Genomic DNA, 18141 nt, shown 5'->3' with positions numbered 1-18141 from the left:
TAGAGGCCAAGGGCTGTCGTGCCGCGGGCAGCCGGAAATGGGGATGGTCGGAGGTCGAGCTGGGATGGACACTAAGGAATTCAGAGGCTTCGAAAAGCGTGCTGATAATGTCGGCATGGCAAGACAAATCAGGCCCTTGTCGCTCCACTTCCGAGGCGAACTCCAGCGGAGTACGGCTTTTACGCGGTGCTTGGTCTGCCTGTCCTTGCCACCATCGGATTCGTTGGCTGCTGAAACGTCCACCAGTAGCCGCTGAGAAGACGACTGCCGCCAGTGCCGTCGTGGAACCGCTATATGACGGCGGCGTGGTTACAGAGCCGGCTCGTGTCGATCGGGCGGGGGAGCCTGATGTGACGTACATGGTCCAGAAAGTGGCCAATGAAGGTGCTGGCATCGTCAACGTGATCAGGTCACGTAATAGCGGTAATACAACCGCGACCACGAGCCTCTCAGGCGTTCGATGAGGCGGTAAAATCCGATCACCAGACCAAGCGCGATTCCGCCACACTGCCACACACGAAACCGATCAGGTCACGCACCAGGCTCGCCAGCAGATTGGAGCCGAGGCCACCGCGGCTGGACTCTGCCATGCCGCGGGCCACCACCTCTCCAGCCGCGGTAGAAAACGTGGGTCAGCAGCGCCGGCATGGGCCGAGCAACTCCCAAAATCGCGAGCAGCGCCATCGGCTCCGCAAGCGGCCGCAGATGTCGGCCGATGAAGCGGAAGGGCGGCGGTGCGATGGAAGCGCCGTGCGACAGCCTATCCAGACCTGTAATCGTGATCAGGCTCATCTGGGTCTCCGGACGCCAGCGTTGCAGATGGTTTTAGGCAAGCGTGAGCAGGCCGTGGGTCCCAATCCGGTCAGGCCGACCACGATCATGGCCGAAAGAACGAGTTCCAATTGAAAGAGCTGACGACCATAGGCGATCAGGTATCGGAGCCTTTCGAACGATGCGATGAGTTCTACCGCAACCAGGGTCGCCAGCCGTTGGCAAGGCCTTCAGCCCTGTAAAGATCGACGGCACGGCGGAAGGCAGCACGAGTTTCGACCAGCGGCTGAACGAAAGGACACGGCCAGACCCCGTCTCACGACGACGCCGTTGCGCTTCGCCGCCATCAGGCTGGGTAGAGGACTTGCACGTCTAAAGCTGTCGATCATGCTCGGCACACAAAAAAGGGCGGCATTGCTGCCGCCCTTTCCGCTGTAGGTTGATAGGGGGCTGGATTAGAAATCCATACCGCCCATGCCGCCCATGCCACCGCCGGGCATACCAGCCGGCATGCCGCCGCCAACCGACTCCTTCTTCGGAGCCTCCGCGATCATGGCTTCGGTGGTGACCAGCAGGCCGGCGACCGAGGCCGCGTCCTGCAGAGCCGTGCGCACAACCTTGACCGGATCGACGATACCCATGGCGATCATGTCGCCATATTCGCCGGTCTGGGCGTTGTAGCCGAAGGTTGCCCCCTTGTTCTCAAGGATCTTGCCGGCAACGATCGATGCTTCCGCACCGGCGTTGGCCGCGATCTGACGGGCCGGAGCCTGCAGCGCGCGACGCACGATGGCGATGCCGGCGGTCTGGTCGGAGTTGGCGCCAGTGACGGTGATGGCCAGCGAAGCGCGCAGCAGGGCGACGCCGCCGCCGGGAACGATGCCTTCTTCGACGGCCGCGCGGGTCGCGTTGAGGGCGTCATCGACGCGGTCCTTCTTTTCCTTGACTTCGATCTCGGTCGCACCGCCGACGCGGATGACGGCAACGCCGCCCGCCAGCTTGGCGAGACGTTCCTGCAGCTTCTCCTTGTCGTAGTCCGAGGTGGTCTCCTCGATCTGCTGCTTGATCTGGGCGACGCGGCCCTGGATTTCTTCCTTCTTGCCGGCGCCGTCGACGATGGTGGTGTTCTCCTTGGAGATCGACACCTTCTTGGCGCGGCCGAGCATGTTGAGGCCGACATTCTCGAGCTTGATGCCGAGGTCTTCGGAAATGACCTGGCCACCGGTGAGGATGGCGATGTCTTCCAGCATGGCCTTGCGGCGATCACCGAAGCCCGGCGCCTTGACGGCGGCGATTTTCAGGCCACCGCGCAGCTTGTTGACGACCAGCGTGGCCAGGGCCTCGCCTTCGACGTCCTCGGAGATGATGACCAGCGGCTTCGAAGTCTGCACGACAGCCTCGAGGATCGGCAGCATGGCTTGCAGGTTGGAGAGCTTCTTCTCGTGGAGCAGGATGTAGGCGTCTTCCAGATCCGCAACCATCTTTTCGGCGTTGGTGACGAAGTAGGGCGAGAGATAGCCGCGGTCGAACTGCATGCCTTCGACGACTTCGAGCTCGGTCTCGGCGGTCTTGGCTTCCTCGACCGTGATGACGCCCTCATTGCCGACCTTCTGCATCGCTTCCGCGATCATCGAGCCGACCGAAACGTCGCCATTGCCGGCGATGGTGCCGACCTGGGCAACCTCTTCCGAGGTCTTGATCTTCTTGGCGTTCTTGATCAGCGTTGCGACGACGTCGGCGACGGCGAGGTCGATGCCGCGCTTGAGGTCCATCGGGTTCATGCCGGCGGCAACCGCCTTGTGGCCTTCCTGGACGATCGACTGTGCCAGAACGGTCGCGGTCGTAGTGCCGTCGCCGGCGATGTCGTTGGTCTTCGAAGCAACTTCGCGAACCATCTGCGCGCCCATGTTCTCGAACTTGTCTTCAAGCTCGATTTCCTTGGCGACGGTGACGCCGTCCTTGGTGATGCGCGGTGCGCCGAACGACTTGTCGATGACGACGTTGCGGCCCTTGGGGCCGAGCGTGACCTTCACCGCGTCGGCGAGGATGTTGACGCCGCGCAGCATGCGCTCACGAGCGTCACGGGAGAATTTTACGTCTTTGGCAGCCATTTTTTACTCCTGGGCATTTCGCCCGAAATTCAGATTGGATGGTGCGGATGAAAGGCGGCGGCGTGTCAGCCGATGACGCCCATGATGTCCGCTTCCTTCATGATCAGAAGGTCTTCGCCGTTGAGCTTGACTTCGGTGCCCGACCACTTGCCGAACAGGATGCGGTCGCCGGCCTTGACGTCCAGCGGGACGAGCTTGCCGACCTCGTCACGGGCGCCGGAACCGACGGCGATGATCTCGCCTTCCTGCGGCTTTTCCTTCGCCGTATCGGGGATGATGATCCCGCCGGCGGTCTTCGCTTCGGACTCGACGCGGCGAACGACCACGCGGTCATGCAGCGGCCGGAAATTCGACTTTGCCATTTTTGGATTTCCCTGGTGCGGATGTTGAACGGTTCTCCGTTGCCGGAGCGTGGTTAGCACTCACCAGAAGCGAGTGCTGACGCGGCAGTGAGATAGGCCGTAGGCTCCTGCTAGTCAAGACGGAAGAGGGACGGGCGAAGAGCAAACGAGCGTGGAAGCACCGAGCCTTTTACGTGAAAGACGTCGGAGATAGGACATGGATGGGGAGGCTCACCATTTGTATTTGAAGGCTTATTCATTTGGCACGATCGGTGCAGCGGATGATCCGCAAACGTTGCGCGCGACCGATATAATGAGAGGTGAGCGCCATCAGGATTCCTGCGTTAACGGTCCACTCGGTATTTGCGGTGTGGCCGCCGCGCGGGCGCCAGGACTCCGGCCACCCGATGGTCACCAATCCAATCTGCGGAGAACAGGAGGCAAGATGAGAGGGACAGTCAGCATGAACTCGAATTTGAAATGTTTGGCCAAAGCAACTGCCATCGCCTTGCTCTGGACGGTCAAGGCTACGTCGGCGGACGAAGGTATGTGGATGCCGGGCCAGACTGCGGAAGTGGGCGCGGCCATGCGCGCGGATGGGCTCCAGATCGATCCCGCCCAGCTGGGCCGTCTGGACGCTGACCCGCTCAACGCGATCGTATCACTGGGCGGATGCTCCGCCTCGTTCGTCAGTCCACAAGGGCTGGTCGCAACCAATCATCACTGCGTGTTCGAATCCATCCAATCCACAGCAAGGAGGGCCAGGGCTATCTCACAGACGGCTTTCTGGCGAAGAGCCCTGGGTGAAGAATTGCCCGCGGCGCCAGGCAGCCGATCTATGTGATCGAGGACGTGCGGGATGTGACCGCCGAAATGCTCAAGGGCGTCTCGGACAAGCTGAATGAGTTTGCCCGCTATGAGCGGCTCGCCACGAACCGCAAGGCCCTGATCGCCGCATGTGAAGGACAGCCCAATCGCCGCTGCGACGTAGGGGCCTATTATGGCGGCGCCTCCTACTATCTCCAGCAGAAGCTCGAAATCGAGGACGTGCGCCTTGTCTATGCGCCCGCGCTCGGCATCGGTAACCTTCGGCGGCGAAACGGACAACTGGATGTGGCCGCGCCACACAGGCGACTTCGGCTTTTATCGCGCCTATGTCGCTCCTGATGGTTCCTCCCGGCCATATGCGCGCGACAATGTGCCTTACCGGCCGAAGAGTTGGCTACCCATAGCCTGTGAAGGCATCAAGGAAGGCGACCTTGTGATGGTCGCCGGCTTTCCCGGCGCAACCCACCAGTTTCTGACGGCGGATGAAGTCCGGTTCAACTTCGCGCAATTCGAACCGCGGTTGCAGCGTTCGCTCTCGGATTATGCCGCCCAGATCAACCAAGCAACGGCAGGCAATCGCGAGGCGCAGATCCATTGACCGCCCGCTTCACAAATGGCTCGGCCTAAAACGCATGGGAAAAGCAGAAAAGGCAACAGATCGGCACCAGAATGAATATGGCCGCGCGAACTGACAGACGCGCCAACGATCGGCATCTCGCATGGTCGGTGGCACTGGACGTGGCGCCCACCCTGCTGGCGTGACTCCCCATCAGGTCGTCGGGGTTTCGCTGGCGAAAAAAACTTCCGCGTGTCTCTGCGCGATTCATCCCGCTTGCGCGTGCCTGAGTCAACCAAAAAACTGACCATCTGCAGGATCAGGATCAGCAAAAAAAAGCCAAAGGCAGACGCCAAAACAGCTGCCTGCAGGACGATGCGTTGTTTCTTACCCACAGTTCCCCCGGGAGAGAGTCTGATGATAACCCTTAAAAAAGGGCGCCCGGGAACAGGGCGCCCTTCTCATCGACGAAATGCTCGGATTGGAGGTCCGTGATCAAGCAATTCGCCGAAACCTCTACAAGCCTCACCACAATGGTTCGGCCGCAAATTAGGCTCGCAGTTACCGCTCCGAACGCGGCAACGGGCTCTTCAATCCTCAGAACGAGCGCTGGAAGCGGAGCAGACCGCCGACGCTGTTCTTCTTGTCGGCATTGGTCCAGTTAGAGAAGTCCACATCCCCGAACTTGCCAGCGCGGAGATAGTCGACTTCGGCCGTGATCGTCAGACCAGGAACGATATCGTAGGCGACATTGGCAGCAATGCCGAGGTTCTTCCACTCGTCATACGCCGCCTGAAGGTTGAAAGAGGTCTTCTCGTTGAACTTGTAGGTGCCGCCGCCCCAGACGGCCCAGTTGCCACCCCACTGCTTGTAGAAGCCGCGACCGCCGGCAGGAATAGCGTAGGTCCCATCGGTTAGGTTGTCGTCGGTCCCATAGCCAGCCATAATGAACAGCGACAGTTCGTTGGTGGCGTTCACATCCAAGCGGACCTTGCCGGCTACCTCTTCGTAGTTGCTGTCGTAAGCCACGACGCCGGTGATGGCGCCCCAGCCCTGCGTGTACTTCACGCCGCCGACAAGATGCGGAACGTAGCTGTCGATCGTGCCGACGACGCCAGAACCCTCTTCGAGCGATACCACGGCGGAGAAGCCATTGCCTGCGTCGAAGTAGTACTGCACGACGTTGGTGTCAAAATCGCCGTAGGGAACGAGCGTATCGTTGATGACGTTGCCGGCATAGCCGATAAACGTATCGAAGGCCGATTCGTCCTTACCGACGCGCAGGCCGCCAAGCTGGATCCAGGCGAAGTTCAGTGTGATGCCCTTGTTGAAGGCATAGTTCTGGGGACTGTCGGGACCCGAATAGGCGTTGCGGTTACCGAAATTGAATTTGGTCTCGGTGTATGTCTTCAAAGTACCGAGTTCGGTTTCCTGGCCGGTCCAAGTCCTTAGGTCAAAGCGGGCGTTCTTGCGCCAGGTGCCCTGGTCGCTACCGTCTTGGACGTCGTGGGTCCGCGCCCCGTCGTAGGATCCAACGTCGCCGACGCCGATGTCGTAGCGGACATAGCCGCCGATGCGCAGGCAGGTCTCGGTGCCGGGGATGTAGAAGTAGCCCGAGCCGTACACGTCGCAGATCTTGACGTATTCAGCCGGTTCCGGCTCGGCGACGGTCACCGCGTCGGCGGCGCGGGCGCCGGAAACTGCGATCAGAGCCGCAGCTGAGCCGAGAAGAAGGCTCTTGATGTTCATAATTGATCTCCATTCAATGATTTGAAAAGGGCGAGGACGTCGATGGACGAACCGCTCCCTGTCCCCACGATCGAAAAAGATGCGCATCGCGATGCATCCTTCCCGGCTCGAACGCTATTCGCTGGGCGAATTAGTGCAAGTTCAAATTCCGTCTGCCAACCATATATGGAAGTATCCGTTGCATTATTGCCACTAAATCTATATATTACTTGCACAAATTGAACAACTATACATTTGCACAAATCGCACAATTGGTACATCTGCTTGTGCGCACTTACATAATGCGCGGACAGCCATCGGCATCCGGCCAATTGTCAGATAGATTCAATCAGAGAAACAGCCTGGGCGGCGGATGAAACAACTTCTGTGTTCATACCTTCTCTGAGCAATTCGATAGGGACGCGACCCTTGAGAAGAGGCGAGGGGCTGATCAGCCACAGCCAAGCCAATCTGGGATCGGAGATCGAGGAAAGGACCTGCCTGATTCCAGGCATAGGCCTGCCGTCGATGAACTGAGCTAGGGGAAATACATGCTTACGGGAGCCTCTCCGAAAGGCAACCACATCATTGTGTTGCTGCCACCAATACAAAGTGGACCGCGGTATTCCAAAACGTCTCTCGAGATGCGTCGACCCCGCAACTGGACCGGCCCATTCAGCAATGCGCGCGCCTTCTCTCGGGCAATCTTTCAGAACCGGATGCCCGAGCGGATGATCGGCTGCCCGGGGTCGCGAAGCGATCTCACCCGCCTGGGCGTTTAGCCGTCGCGCTGCTTCGGCCTCGAGCCTACCAAGAAATTCGGCGGCCACGGCGGTCAATTCGTTGGAAGGAGAACCCGAAGGCGCAACAGCAGCCTTGTCACCCTGCTTCGCCTCATCGCATTGGGCAAGAATGCGCTGCACCTCCCTCATGACAAAGCTTGAAAGCTCGGTCTGGCGCTTTTCATCCCCAAGATCACTCGACGCGGACATATCTGGCTTTCCCAATAGCATTCCCTCAGCAAGCCTCCGAAAGAGCGTTGAAGACATGAAGTTTGGGGGGACGGCGATGTGTTGCGTTTTCGTATGCGCGCAACCTAGCAGCCGTCTTGCGGCTTCAACTTTTGCCTCTCAATAAAAAAGGGAAGAACATCAATGGACGACCGTCTTGCCCCCACGATCGAAACAGACGCACATCGCAGTGCACGCTTCACAGTGGGACGCTATCCGCGACGCTCATTTGTGCAAGTTTAAAGTTTAGCTTGTCAGCTTTATATAATTAGACGTTTCTTTTATGCAACACTTTCCAAGTGTTACTTGCACAAATCGAACGTATCGCACATTTGGACGAACTGTACATTCGACAGCGACTTTGACGCACGCGTTTACTGGCGGTATACATCCTTCACCGTTGCCGCAAGGCATTGGCCCAGGCGCGCGGCACCTCCTTCACGACAAAGGTTGAAAGCCCGTCCTCGGGCGTTTCATTTCCAAGATCACTTCGATCCACTCATACGGGCTTCCCGAGCGAGACCGTAGGTTCGGACGGTGCGAATGAATTTCTCGTTATAATCGAATTGATTATAAGGGTATATTTCTACGTTGAGTATAAAGGATGTCAAGCCCGCGCCAGCGGCAATTTTGTCCGGGCGACCGCCGTTTCGTCGAGGACATGGTGGCGGAAGCGATAAAGCTTCGCCGGCCGGCCGCCGGTATCAAAAGCACTTTCGCCGGTCTCCTCCACCAGTTCCTGCTGCTCCATCAACCGGCGAAAGTTCTGCTGAAGCGCCCCTGCCGATGTAATCGTCAACGCCGTCCGCGTCAGCGTATTGCCATCGGCGAGAAGCCGACGACATTGTTGATGACGAACGTAACGACCCGCGGCTTCAGCGAGGTGATATGCGCTTCATCAAGGTAGATGGAGTTGCAGACAATGATCTGGTCGTCTGGCTGGCAGGTGCGGGCGGCCGCTCCGTTGAGGATGCAGCATCGCGAGCCGCGTTTGCCCAGAATGACATAGGTCGAAATCCGCGCGCCGGAAGTCTTGCTCCATGTCTCCACGAATCCATTGGCAAGGATCCCGGCTTCTTCGCAGTGGTCAGGGTCGAGCGTTATCGAACCGTGGTAGTTGAGGTTTGCTTCGGTGACGTGGATGCCGTGCAGCTTGCCGGCGACTATTTTTCGCATTGGTCCCGTTGTCCTATTCATCTCACGGAGCCAGTCCTGATGTTGAGCAGCTTCGCTATGCTAAATCCCGACGACGAGCGCCCCGCCGCTGAGTCCCGCACCTGCCGCCGCCAGGAGTATTTTCTCGCCCGGCCGAAACGGCTCCGCTTGATTGGCGAGCGACAGTGAGAGCGGGATCGTCGCGGCCGAAGAGTTGCCGTATTCGGCAATCGTCTTGACAATTGCTTGATCCGCTATGCCGAGGTTACTCCCGACAGCATCGAAAATGCGAGCATTGGCCTGATGCGGCACGAACCGGTCGACATCCTGTGGTCGCACTCCGGCAGCGGCTAGCGCGCTTATCGAGCAATCGGTCATCATCTCGACGGCTTTGGCGAATACTTCGCGGCCGTCGGTTATCGTCATTCGCGTTTGCGCGAGGTCGAGGTCACCGTGGAACGGCTTGTTGCTTCCTCCTGCGGGAATCTGGATCAGCCCGTATCGCGAGCCGTCCGAATCCACGGAGGCACCGAGAATCCCCCGATCAGTATCCTCGCACGGACCGATCACGAGGGCGCCGGCGGCATCGGCAAACAGCACGGCGCTGGCGCGCTCAGAGGGATTGATGCGGCGGCTGAGGATATTGGCGGCGATAACAAGGCTCGCTTTGCCGTGCAGGCGGGTAAATCCGTCCGCAAACATCAGCGCATAGATGAAGCCGGCGCAGGCGCCGGTCAGATCGACAGCGCCGGCGCGGCCGAGCCCCAGCCGATGTGCGACCAGGGGCGCGCTGGGCGGCAGGAGGTGATCGGGCGTCGAGGTGGCAAGCAGCAGCAGACCGATGTCGTGGCGCGCAATGCCGGCGCTGGCCAGCGCCATGGCGCCGGCCTGGGCAGCAAGACCAGACAGCGTGTCTTCGTCCGTTGCCCAGAAGCGCGACCGGATTCCAGTACGCCGCTCGATCCAGCCCGGTTCGAGGCCGAGATTGTTCTCGATTTCGGCATTCGCCACCTTTCGCCCAGGCGCATGATGGCCAAACCCGAGAAGGCGCGACGACCTGCTCATGGCCTCGAACCGAAACGTTCGCCGGCCTCCTCGATGGCGTCATGGAGCCGATCGAGCTCGTCGCCGGTGATGCAATAGGGCGGCAGGAGATAAAGGACATTGCCGAGCGGGCGCACAAGCAGCCCACGGTCGAGGAAGAACGCGCGCAGCTTAGGTCCAATCTCGGCCAGATAGCCGGCAGAGCCGGCGCGCAGGTCGAGAGCCAGGATCGTGCCGATCGCCCGGCTGTCGGTGAAGTTGGCATTGTCGCGAAAGCGCCGAAGGCCGGCGGCCTGCCTCGCGCTCAGGGTGGCAATCCGCTCGGCCACCGGCTCGTCACGCCAGATCTCGACATTGGCGAGTGCTGCCGCGCAGGCAATCGGATTGGCCGTGTAGGAACTCGAGTGGAAAAACGTATTCTTGCGATCCGCCGAATAATGAGCGTGGAAGATGGCATCCGTGGCAAGCGTGGCGGCCAGCGGGATTGCGCCACCGGTCAGGCCCTTCGAGGTGCACAGCATGTCCGGAGAGATGTTCGCCTGCTCGCAGGCGAACATGGTTCCGGTACGCCCCCACCCGGTCATCACCTCGTCGGCGATCAGCAGCGTGCCCGAGGCCTCAGTGATCCTCTTCAATTCGGACAGAACCGATGCCGGATACATCAGCATGCCGCCGGCGCCAAGCACCAGCGGCTCGACGATCAGCGCGGCGGCGCGCTGGTCGCGGCTGAGGGCCTCGAAACGATCTAGCGTTTCCTGTTCGCGCCCGGCGGCAGGGAAGGGAATGGTGTCGACCTCGAACAGCAAGGGTTCGTAGGCGGCGTTGAACACACCGCGGGCACCGACGCTCATCGTGCCGATCGTGTCGCCATGATAGCTGTGCTCCATGACGACGATGCGCGAGCGCGGCGCGCCGATGTTGCGGAAATAGCCGAGCGCCATCTTCAGCGCGACTTCGACGCTGGTCGAGCCGCTGTCGGAATAGAACACCCAGTCGAGTCCGGCGGGAGCGAGCCCGACAAGCGCCTTGGCCAGGCGTTCGGCAGGCTCGTGCGTGAAACCTGCGAAGATGATCTGGTCGAGGCTCGAGGCGGTCGTCTCGATCGCCTTTATAATGCGGGGATGGCGGTGGCCATGGGTGACGACCCACCAGGAGGAAATGGCGTCCAGAATGCGCGCGCCATTGGCTTTGTGGAGATACGCGCCTTCAGTCAGGACGATTTCAGGGATTGCCGGCTCGAGCGCGTGCTGGGTGAAGGGATGCCACACACGGGATTGCGGCATCATCCGCCTCCGGCAATCAAAGCGAGGTCGAAGCCGGCAATCATCGCTTGTCTCAGCGTTTTGTCCGTCAGCGGATCGAGGTGCGGCAGCCTGCCGAGTTGCGGCACGTCACCGAATTCCACGATCGTCCGTTGCGTATCGGTCATCTCATCGCCGATGAAGGCGATGCCAGCCAACGGGATAGCGCGCGCCCGCAGGGCCTCGATCGACAGCAGGGTGTGATTGATTGTTCCGAGCGCGGTGCGGGCGCACAGAATGACCGGCAACTGCCATTGCTCGAATATGTCGATGAACCTTGTCCGGCGGTTCAGCGGCACCATCAGCCCGCCCGCGCCTTCGATGACGAGCGGTGTCGGCAGGACCGGAAACGAAAGATCGGCAGCCTCGATCGAAACGTCGTCGATTTCGGCCGAACGATGCGGCGAAAGCGGGCTCTTCAAGCGGTAGGCTTCCGGCAGCACGCGCCCCGACGGAAGCCCGGCAAGCCGTGCAACCGCCTCGCTGTCGGTCTCGCCGTCGAGGCCCGATTGCACCGGCTTCCAGTAGAAACCGTCAAGCAGGCCGGCAAGCCCGGCCGAAAACACCGTCTTGCCAATTCCGGTGTCTGTTCCGGTGATGACGATGCGCTTGGTCATGTCGCCTCCGGTCATGTCTGGGCCAACACCTCGACGAGCGCCTCGACCATGGCGGAAATGTCGGCTTCGCCGATATTGAGCGTCAGTGAGATGCGCAGCCGCGACGTGCCCTCGGGCACGGTCGGCGGACGAATGCCGCGTATGTCGAAGCCGCGGGCCTGCAGGCGCGCCGCCACTGCCATGGTGCGCCTGACATCGCCGATCACCAAAGGCTGGATCTGAGAGCCACTTGGTATCACGCCGCAGCGATCGACCAATTGGCGGCCTGCGAGGGCGACGCGTTCATGCAGCTGAAAACGCCGCATAGGCTCGTCGGCGAGCATTGCGAGCGCTTCGCGCGCCGCGACCGCCATCAGCGGCGATGGCGCGGTGGCGTAGATGAATGGCCGGCAACGGTTGATCAGATACTGGCACAGTGTCCTCGGCCCGGTCACGAGCCCACCAGATGCGCCGAGCGCCTTGCCGCAGGTGTGGAGCGCGACGATGTTGTCGCGGCCCTCGAAAGCGGCGGCCAGCCCCCGGCCGTCCGGTCCCCAGACGCCGGTCGCGTGCGCCTCGTCAATGACGATGAATGCGTTGTGCCGATCGGCAAGCGCGGCCAGGCTCTCCAAAGGCGCGCAGTCGCCATCCATGCTGTATAGGCTTTCCACCGCAATCCAGACGCATCCCATGCCGCCTTCGGCGCGCCAACGCGTGATCGCATCCTCGACAGCGTTGGCGTCGTTGTGCGCGGCCAGCACGAACTGTGCGCGCCCGGCCTGCGCACCCTCATGCATGCTGGCATGGGCGAGCTCATCGAGGACCAAAAGGTCGCCCTTCTGCGGCAGCGCCGTCAGCAGAGCGAAATTGGCGATGTAGCCGCTGCCGAAGAACAGCGCGCGGTCGGCTCCAAAGAATGCCGCCGCGTCTGCCTCGAGCTGCTCGTGTTCCGGCGCATTGCCGCGCAACAGCCGCGACCCGGTGGCGCCAACCGGCGTGCCACGCGCAATCGCCGCCGCAACCGCTTCGCCAAGTCTTTTGGAGGCGGCAAGCCCGAGATAGTCGTTCGACGAGAAGTCGCGCCCGGCGCATGGCTTCAGCGTCCGCAGCCGGTCCTTGCGCGCCAGTCCCTGCAAGGTCGCCTCATAGCGGGCAAGCGGTGCCCCGTTCATTGCGCCTCGAGTTCCATCGGCTCGATGCCAAGGCGCCGGAACAGCAGGGTATCCCTGTCCTCACCGGGATTGTCCGCCGTCAGCAGCGTGTCGCCGACGAAGATCGAGTTGGCGCCGGCAAAAAAGCACAGCGCCTGCATCTCGTCGGTCATGGCCGTACGGCCGGCGGAAAGACGGATATGCGATTTCGGCATCATGATGCGCGCCAGCGCGATCACGCGCACGAATTCGATCGGCTCGATGGGCTTGGCGTCGGCAAGCGGGGTGCCGGGGATCGGGATCAGCATATTGATCGGAACGCTTTGCGGATGTTCCGGCAGGTTGGCCAGCGTCACCAGCATGCCGATCCGGTCCACCGGCTCCTCGCCCATGCCGACAATGCCGCCGCAGCAGACCTTGATGCCGGATTGGCGAACGTGCTCGAGCGTCTCGAGCCGCTCGGCAAAGCTGCGTGTGCTGATGATCTCGCTATAGTAGCGTTCCGACGTATCGATGTTGTGGTTGTAAAAGTCGAGACCAGCCTGCTTCAGTCGAGCGGCTTGCTCAAGATCGAGCATGCCGAGGGTCATGCAGGTCTCCATGCCCAGCGCCTTGACGCCTTCGACCATCGCCACCACCGCATCCATGTCGCGCGCCTTGGGGTTTCGCCAGGCCGCGCCCATGCAATAGCGGGTTGCGCCGGCGTCACGCGCCTTGGTCGCCTCGGCGACGACGCGCCGGACCTCCATCAGCTTCGACGCCTTCAGGCCGGTCTCGTGATGCGCCGACTGGCTGCAATAGCCGCAATCCTCCGGGCATCCGCCCGTCTTGATGCTGAGCAGCCGGCTGAGCTGGACCTTGTTGGGATCGAAATTCTGGCGGTGCACGGTTTGCGCGAGGAAGAGGAGATTGTTGAAGGGGGCATCGTGAAGTGCCCGAGCCTTCTCCAGGGTCCACGCTCCAGGGTCAGGGGATTGAGCCTGTGGCGATGTCTGCGTTGGACTGGCTGTTTGCATGTCCATGCTGTTCCTCCGGTTCTGCCTTGCTTTGCTGTCTGATTGATGACGATCGGAAAGACAGTTGATTCGATCCTGTTCGTCCCTCAGGCAATCATGGGCCCCAATAGTCGAGGCCGATATCCAGGATCGGCGCGCTGTGGGTCAGTCGGCCGACTGAAATCAGATCAACGCCGGTCGCGGCAATCGCTCGCGCTGTATCGGATGCGATCCCGCCAGAAGCCTCGGTGATAGCACGGCCGCCAACGATTGCGACGGCGCGGCGAAGATCGGCGAGGGACATGTTGTCGAGCAGAACCGCATCGGGAGCGAAGCCAAGTACCTCCTCCAACTGGGCCAGCGTATCGACCTCGACTTCGATCTTGACGAGATGACCGGCCCGTCTTCGTGCTCGCTCGAGCGCCGGGCGAACGCCGCCTGCGATGGCGATGTGGTTGTCCTTGATCAGAATTGCGTCGTCGAGGCCGAAGCGGTGATTGGATCCGCCACCTGCGCGCACGGCATATTTTTCGACTGCCCGCAATCCGGGCGTCGTCTTGCGCGTGCAGACGATCTTCGCGCCATATCCACGAACCGCAGCGACGATCGATGCCGTTGCTGTAGCGATGCCGCTCAGATGACAGAGAAAATTGAGCGCCGTCCGTTCGGCTGTGAGAATGGCCCGGGCCGGACCACTCACCGTTGCAATGACCTCTCCATCCATGACATTGCAGCCGTCTGCCCGCTCCACCGAGATTTCGACATCAGGATCAATCAAGCGGAAAGCGAGCATCGCCAGATCGAGGCCGGCGACAACTCCGGACTGGCGCGCCGCCAGCACGGTTCCCGCTTGGTGTGCCTTCGGCACGATGGCCTCCGTGGTCAAGTCGCCGGCTCTGCCAAGGTCTTCAAGAAGAGCTGCCCTTACAAGCGGCTCAAGCATGACCGTGGGAAGCGGTGAGAGCGTCATCACTTTGCCCCTTCGAGGCTTGGCGAGTTTCCGAGTTCCCGCGCAGCGGCCAAGGCGGCTTCGAGGGTGATTTCGGACCGTCGGGCGACAGTCGCATGATGAGGAAAATCTGTCCGGTAATGAGCGCCGCGGCTTTCTTGGCGCAACAAGGCGGCAACCGCGATCATTAGCCCGACAGCCGCCGCATCCGAGGCCGCGTCCAGGCTTTCGGCGAGCGGCAATAAGGCACGTGCGGCTGCTTTCAGACCTTCACCATCCCGGACGATGCCCAGTGCACGCGACAGGAAAACACGCACGGGTATCGGAGCGGGCGATGGGTAAACGTCGGCAACCGCAGGCCTTGTTCTGCGAGCAGGCGTTCCGGCGACACTTTCAGCGACCCAGCGCGCGCACACGACGGCCTCGGTCAAGGAATTGCTGGCGAGCCTGTTGGCGCCATGCAGTCCTGTCGAAGCGACTTCGCCGCAGGCCCACAGCCCCTTGACGGACGTCCTACCGGAGCCGTCCACGGCAACGCCACCCATGTGGTAGTGTTGGGCCGGACGAATGGGGATGAGATCGCGCGCGGGATTGATGCCGGCTCCACGACAGGCTGATGCAATTGTCGGGAAGTGTCGAGCAAATTCCGGGCCAGGCCGTTGCCGCGCGTCGAGAAAAACACGGTGGCCGTTCGCAAGATGGTTCCAGACGGCGCGCGCCAAGACATCACGAGGCGCAAGTTCCGCCCCTGACACGCTCTGGAGAAAAGCCTGGCCGGTTTCGTCGATCAGGGCAGCACCTTCGCCGCGGACGGCCTCGCTGACCAGCGCCATAGGGCGTTCCGGGCCGTCAAGCGCGGTCGGGTGGAACTGGATGAACTCGAGGTCGGCAAGGACAGCTCCAGCGCGGGCCGCAAGCGCCAGGCCCTGTCCGCAACTGCCCGAAGGATTGGTGGTGTCGAGAAACAGTCCCCCGATCCCACCGGTGGCGAGGACGACCCGCCGTGAGCCGAAGAAGACAGGTCCTATCGAACCGCTCGCCCAGACGCCTCGGATCGCATTCTCTCGCACCGCCAGTCGGCGCGCTTCCACGCCCTCCACGACAACAATCGACGGAGTGGAACGCACAGCCGCGATCAGGGCACGCATGATCTCACGCCCGGTGCCGTCACCATGCGCATGAACGATGCGACGTCGGCTGTGTGCGGCCTCCAATCCGAGGCACAGTGATCCTTTCGACGTACGGTCGAAGGGAACCCCAAAGCCCGCAAGCCCCTCTATCGCCTTGGGCGCGGCTTGGAGGATGCGGCTCGCCACGTCTGTGTCGCAGAGACCATCCCCGGCGGCAAGCGTATCGGCCAGGTGCAGTTCCGGATCGTCGTCTTCGCCGAAACTTGCAGCCAGACCACCCTGTGCCCACGTGCTCGAATTGTCAGCTCCCAGCAGCGTCCTGGACAGAAGCAGCACCGGCTCCGGCGCCAGTTGAAGCGCGGTCATCAGTCCGGCGATGCCGCCGCCGATGATGATCGGCCGCCCGAAGATGCTGCGGACATCGGCGCTCAAATTGCCAGCATCCGTTCGACCGCAAGCCGCGCGCGCCCGGCGATCCCGGGTTCGATGGTTACGATATGGTGGTTCTGCTCGAGCGCCATGCGGATGTTGGCAAGCGTGATCCGCTTCATGTGAGGGCACAAATTGCAGGGCCGGATGAACTCGACCTCTGGGTGCGCTAACGCGACGTTGTCGCTCATCGAACATTCCGTCATCAGCACGACACGTGCCGGCCTTTGCCTCTCGACATAGTCGGACATGGCAGCGGTCGAGCCGGAAAAATCTGCTTCAGCCACGACGTCGGGCGGGCATTCGGGATGCGCGAGCACGATCACGCCGGGATGGCTTTCGCGCAACTCGCGGATGTCGGCCGGTGTAAAGCGCTCATGCACCTCGCAATGCCCTTTCCAGGCGATGATCTGCACATCGGTCTGGGCGGCGATATTCTGGGCCAGATATTCGTCCGGCAACATGATCACCTGGGGAACGCCAAGGGATTGGACGACCGCCTTGGCGTTGCCGGATGTACAGCAGATATCCGACTCGGCTTTCACTTCGGCCGACGTGTTGACATAAGTGATGATCGGCACGCCGGGATAACGCTGGCGCATCAAGCGCACGTCTTCTGCCGTGATCGATTCCGCCAACGAACAGCCTGCCCGCAGGTCGGGAATGAGCACCGTCTTTTGCGGATTTAGCAGCTTGGCCGTTTCGGCCATGAAATGTACGCCGGCCAGCACGATGACTTGCGCCTCGATCGTCGCAGCCGTGCGGGCCAGTGCCAAGCTGTCGCCGACGATGTCGGCCACGCAATGGAAGATCTCGGGGGTCTGATAGTTGTGCGCCAGGATGATGGCGTTGCGCTCGCGCTTCAGTGCAAGGATCGCCTCGATATCCTCGACGAAAGCCGGCCATTCGATCGGCGGGATCACTCGTCGGACGCGCTCGTAGAGAAACGCGGTCGCAGGCAGCATGGCGCTCATCGACCCCTCCAGCTTATACTCTAGTTGAAAATAACCAGCATATACTTGCTGTGAGTATAAGCGATGTCAACCCCGCGCCAGCGGCAATTTTGTCCCGGCGATGACCCTCTCGTCGAGAACGGCGTGGCGGAACCGGTAAAGCTTCGCTGGCCGGCCGCCGGTCTCCGCGGTTGCCTCTCCGGTCTCTTCGACCAGCTCCTGCTGCTCGATCAGCCGGCGAAAGTTCGGCTTACGCACGAGCCTGCCGGCAAGCGCCTCCACGGTTCGCTGCAGCTGCAAAAGCGTGAAGACCGGCGGCATCAGCTCAAAGACGACCGGCCGGTATTTGATCTTGGAGCGCAGCCGCGCAATGCCGGTCGCCACGATGCGGCGATGATCGGCGACCATAGACTTGCTGGGCACCAGCGGAGGCAGCGTCGCGTCCCGTCCGCTTCCGGCCTCTTGGACCAGGCCTGCTTCGTAGACTAACTCATAGCGTTGAAGCGTGAGTTCCTCGTTCCAAAGGCGGTCGTCGAAGCCGAAGGCTATCGTCGCCCGCTGCCAGCGTTCACGTCGCGTGGCCGCGTCGCTGACGCCGTCTGCCCATTCAATCAGGCGCGGTCGCAGAACGTCCAGCACGACCGGAGGCGTGCCGGAGCGGTGGTCCTCCCATGGAAAATATTCATACCAGCTCTGCCAGCCGCACTTGGGCGAGCCAGCTGCCTGTTCCTTGCGGGTCAATGCGAGATAGCTGATGGAGATGACGCGCTGCTGGCGCTCGGCGCCGATGCGATCCCGATCCGCGAAGGTGTAGAGTTGCTCAATATACCCCAGCGGATGGCCGGTTTGCTGCTCGACCCACCCCCTCAAACCGGATTGCAGCGATCGGTGCTCAAGCGCAAATGGTCCGGAGGGCAGGGTGTCCGCCTGGCCGATGGTGAGGACACAGGGTTCACTGTCGTTTACGGCGACGACAAAGGCGATCAGGTCCACTTTGACTTCGTCGGCCTTGACGGCGGCTCTGTCTTTCCTGGGTCCTTTTGCCTGATCGTCCATGTTCGCGAAAGTGGTTGGCCAGCTCGGGAGCGCCTGA

The 18141-nt window shown here is 61.5% G+C and carries 14 protein-coding genes and 3 pseudogenes; 2 read left to right on the top strand and 15 right to left on the bottom strand.

Annotation, left to right across the window (positions count from 1 at the left end):
- Window positions 1–1226 precede the first annotated feature (1226 nt).
- Window positions 1227–2882: a chaperonin GroEL gene (groL, locus tag NKI19_RS19650; RefSeq protein ID WP_352566725.1), complete on the bottom strand. Its 1656-nt coding sequence runs from the start codon at window positions 2880–2882 to the stop codon at window positions 1227–1229.
- Window positions 2883–2947: 65 nt separating this feature from the next.
- Window positions 2948–3244 (bottom strand): co-chaperone GroES, encoded by a 297-nt coding sequence (groES, locus tag NKI19_RS19645; RefSeq protein ID WP_352458515.1) that lies wholly within the window; start codon window positions 3242–3244, stop codon window positions 2948–2950.
- Window positions 3245–3440: 196 nt separating this feature from the next.
- Here groES and NKI19_RS19640 point away from each other — a divergent pair.
- Together NKI19_RS19640 and NKI19_RS19635 are read left to right on the top strand one after the other, a co-directional pair.
- Window positions 3441–4390, top strand: a pseudogene (locus NKI19_RS19640) (S46 family peptidase).
- A complete protein-coding gene (locus tag NKI19_RS19635; RefSeq protein ID WP_352474685.1) occupies window positions 4335–4649 on the top strand; it encodes a S46 family peptidase in 315 nt (104 codons plus the stop codon). Before NKI19_RS19640 ends, NKI19_RS19635 begins: the two are co-directional and overlap by 56 nt.
- 555 nt (window positions 4650–5204) lie before the next feature.
- Here NKI19_RS19635 and NKI19_RS19630 read toward each other — a convergent pair.
- The 13 genes and pseudogenes from NKI19_RS19630 to NKI19_RS19570 all read right to left on the bottom strand — a co-directional run bounded on the left by NKI19_RS19630 (window position 5205) and on the right by NKI19_RS19570 (window position 18104).
- Window positions 5205–6356: a porin gene (locus NKI19_RS19630; protein WP_352566766.1), complete on the bottom strand. Its 1152-nt coding sequence runs from the start codon at window positions 6354–6356 to the stop codon at window positions 5205–5207.
- Between the two features lie 314 nt (window positions 6357–6670).
- Window positions 6671–7327, bottom strand: a complete 657-nt coding sequence (locus NKI19_RS19625) for an antitoxin Xre/MbcA/ParS-like domain-containing protein (protein ID WP_352566723.1) — start codon at window positions 7325–7327, stop codon at window positions 6671–6673.
- Window positions 7328–7952: 625 nt separating this feature from the next.
- A pseudogene (locus NKI19_RS19620) lies at window positions 7953–8180 on the bottom strand (NrtR DNA-binding winged helix domain-containing protein); the annotation flags it as partial.
- Window positions 8181–8188: 8 nt separating this feature from the next.
- A pseudogene (panD, locus tag NKI19_RS19615) lies at window positions 8189–8521 on the bottom strand (aspartate 1-decarboxylase); the annotation flags it as partial.
- 60 nt (window positions 8522–8581) lie between these two features.
- Complete coding sequence (gene bioZ / locus NKI19_RS19610; RefSeq protein ID WP_352566721.1) at window positions 8582–9565, bottom strand: 3-oxopimeloyl-[acyl-carrier-protein] synthase BioZ; 984 nt, start codon at window positions 9563–9565, stop codon at window positions 8582–8584.
- Entirely contained in the window at window positions 9562–10827 is a 1266-nt protein-coding gene (locus tag NKI19_RS19605; protein ID WP_352566719.1) for an adenosylmethionine--8-amino-7-oxononanoate transaminase, read from the bottom strand. Before NKI19_RS19605 ends, bioZ begins: the two co-directional genes overlap by 4 nt.
- Entirely contained in the window at window positions 10827–11462 is a 636-nt protein-coding gene (gene bioD / locus NKI19_RS19600; RefSeq protein ID WP_031194973.1) for a dethiobiotin synthase, read from the bottom strand. The genes NKI19_RS19605 and bioD overlap by 1 nt, the downstream gene beginning before the upstream one ends.
- Before the next feature lie 11 nt (window positions 11463–11473).
- Complete coding sequence (locus NKI19_RS19595) at window positions 11474–12613, bottom strand: 8-amino-7-oxononanoate synthase (RefSeq protein WP_352492860.1); 1140 nt, start codon at window positions 12611–12613, stop codon at window positions 11474–11476.
- Entirely contained in the window at window positions 12610–13608 is a 999-nt protein-coding gene (bioB, locus tag NKI19_RS19590; protein WP_352566764.1) for a biotin synthase BioB, read from the bottom strand. The genes NKI19_RS19595 and bioB overlap by 4 nt, the downstream gene beginning before the upstream one ends.
- A gap of 94 nt (window positions 13609–13702) precedes the next feature.
- The gene (gene nadC / locus NKI19_RS19585) at window positions 13703–14557 is read right to left on the bottom strand and encodes a carboxylating nicotinate-nucleotide diphosphorylase (protein ID WP_352484146.1); all 855 of its coding nucleotides are present in this window, start codon (window positions 14555–14557) and stop codon (window positions 13703–13705) included.
- Window positions 14557–16098, bottom strand: a complete 1542-nt coding sequence (locus NKI19_RS19580) for an L-aspartate oxidase (RefSeq protein WP_352566718.1) — start codon at window positions 16096–16098, stop codon at window positions 14557–14559. Before NKI19_RS19580 ends, nadC begins: the two co-directional genes overlap by 1 nt.
- Window positions 16095–17069, bottom strand: a complete 975-nt coding sequence (gene nadA, locus NKI19_RS19575) for a quinolinate synthase NadA (RefSeq protein ID WP_352508058.1) — start codon at window positions 17067–17069, stop codon at window positions 16095–16097. The genes NKI19_RS19580 and nadA overlap by 4 nt, the downstream gene beginning before the upstream one ends.
- Before the next feature lie 66 nt (window positions 17070–17135).
- Window positions 17136–18104, bottom strand: coding sequence for an NUDIX hydrolase (locus NKI19_RS19570; RefSeq protein WP_023722073.1), 969 nt, complete (start codon window positions 18102–18104; stop codon window positions 17136–17138).
- Window positions 18105–18141 lie beyond the last annotated feature (37 nt).

The sequence above is a fragment of the Mesorhizobium sp. M0751 genome (assembly GCF_040320265.1).
In the GTDB taxonomy this organism is placed as follows: Bacteria; Pseudomonadota; Alphaproteobacteria; order Rhizobiales; family Rhizobiaceae; genus Mesorhizobium.
The sequence above is the reverse complement of the archived record's forward strand: the minus strand, read 5'-3'. Positions and strand labels throughout refer to the sequence as shown.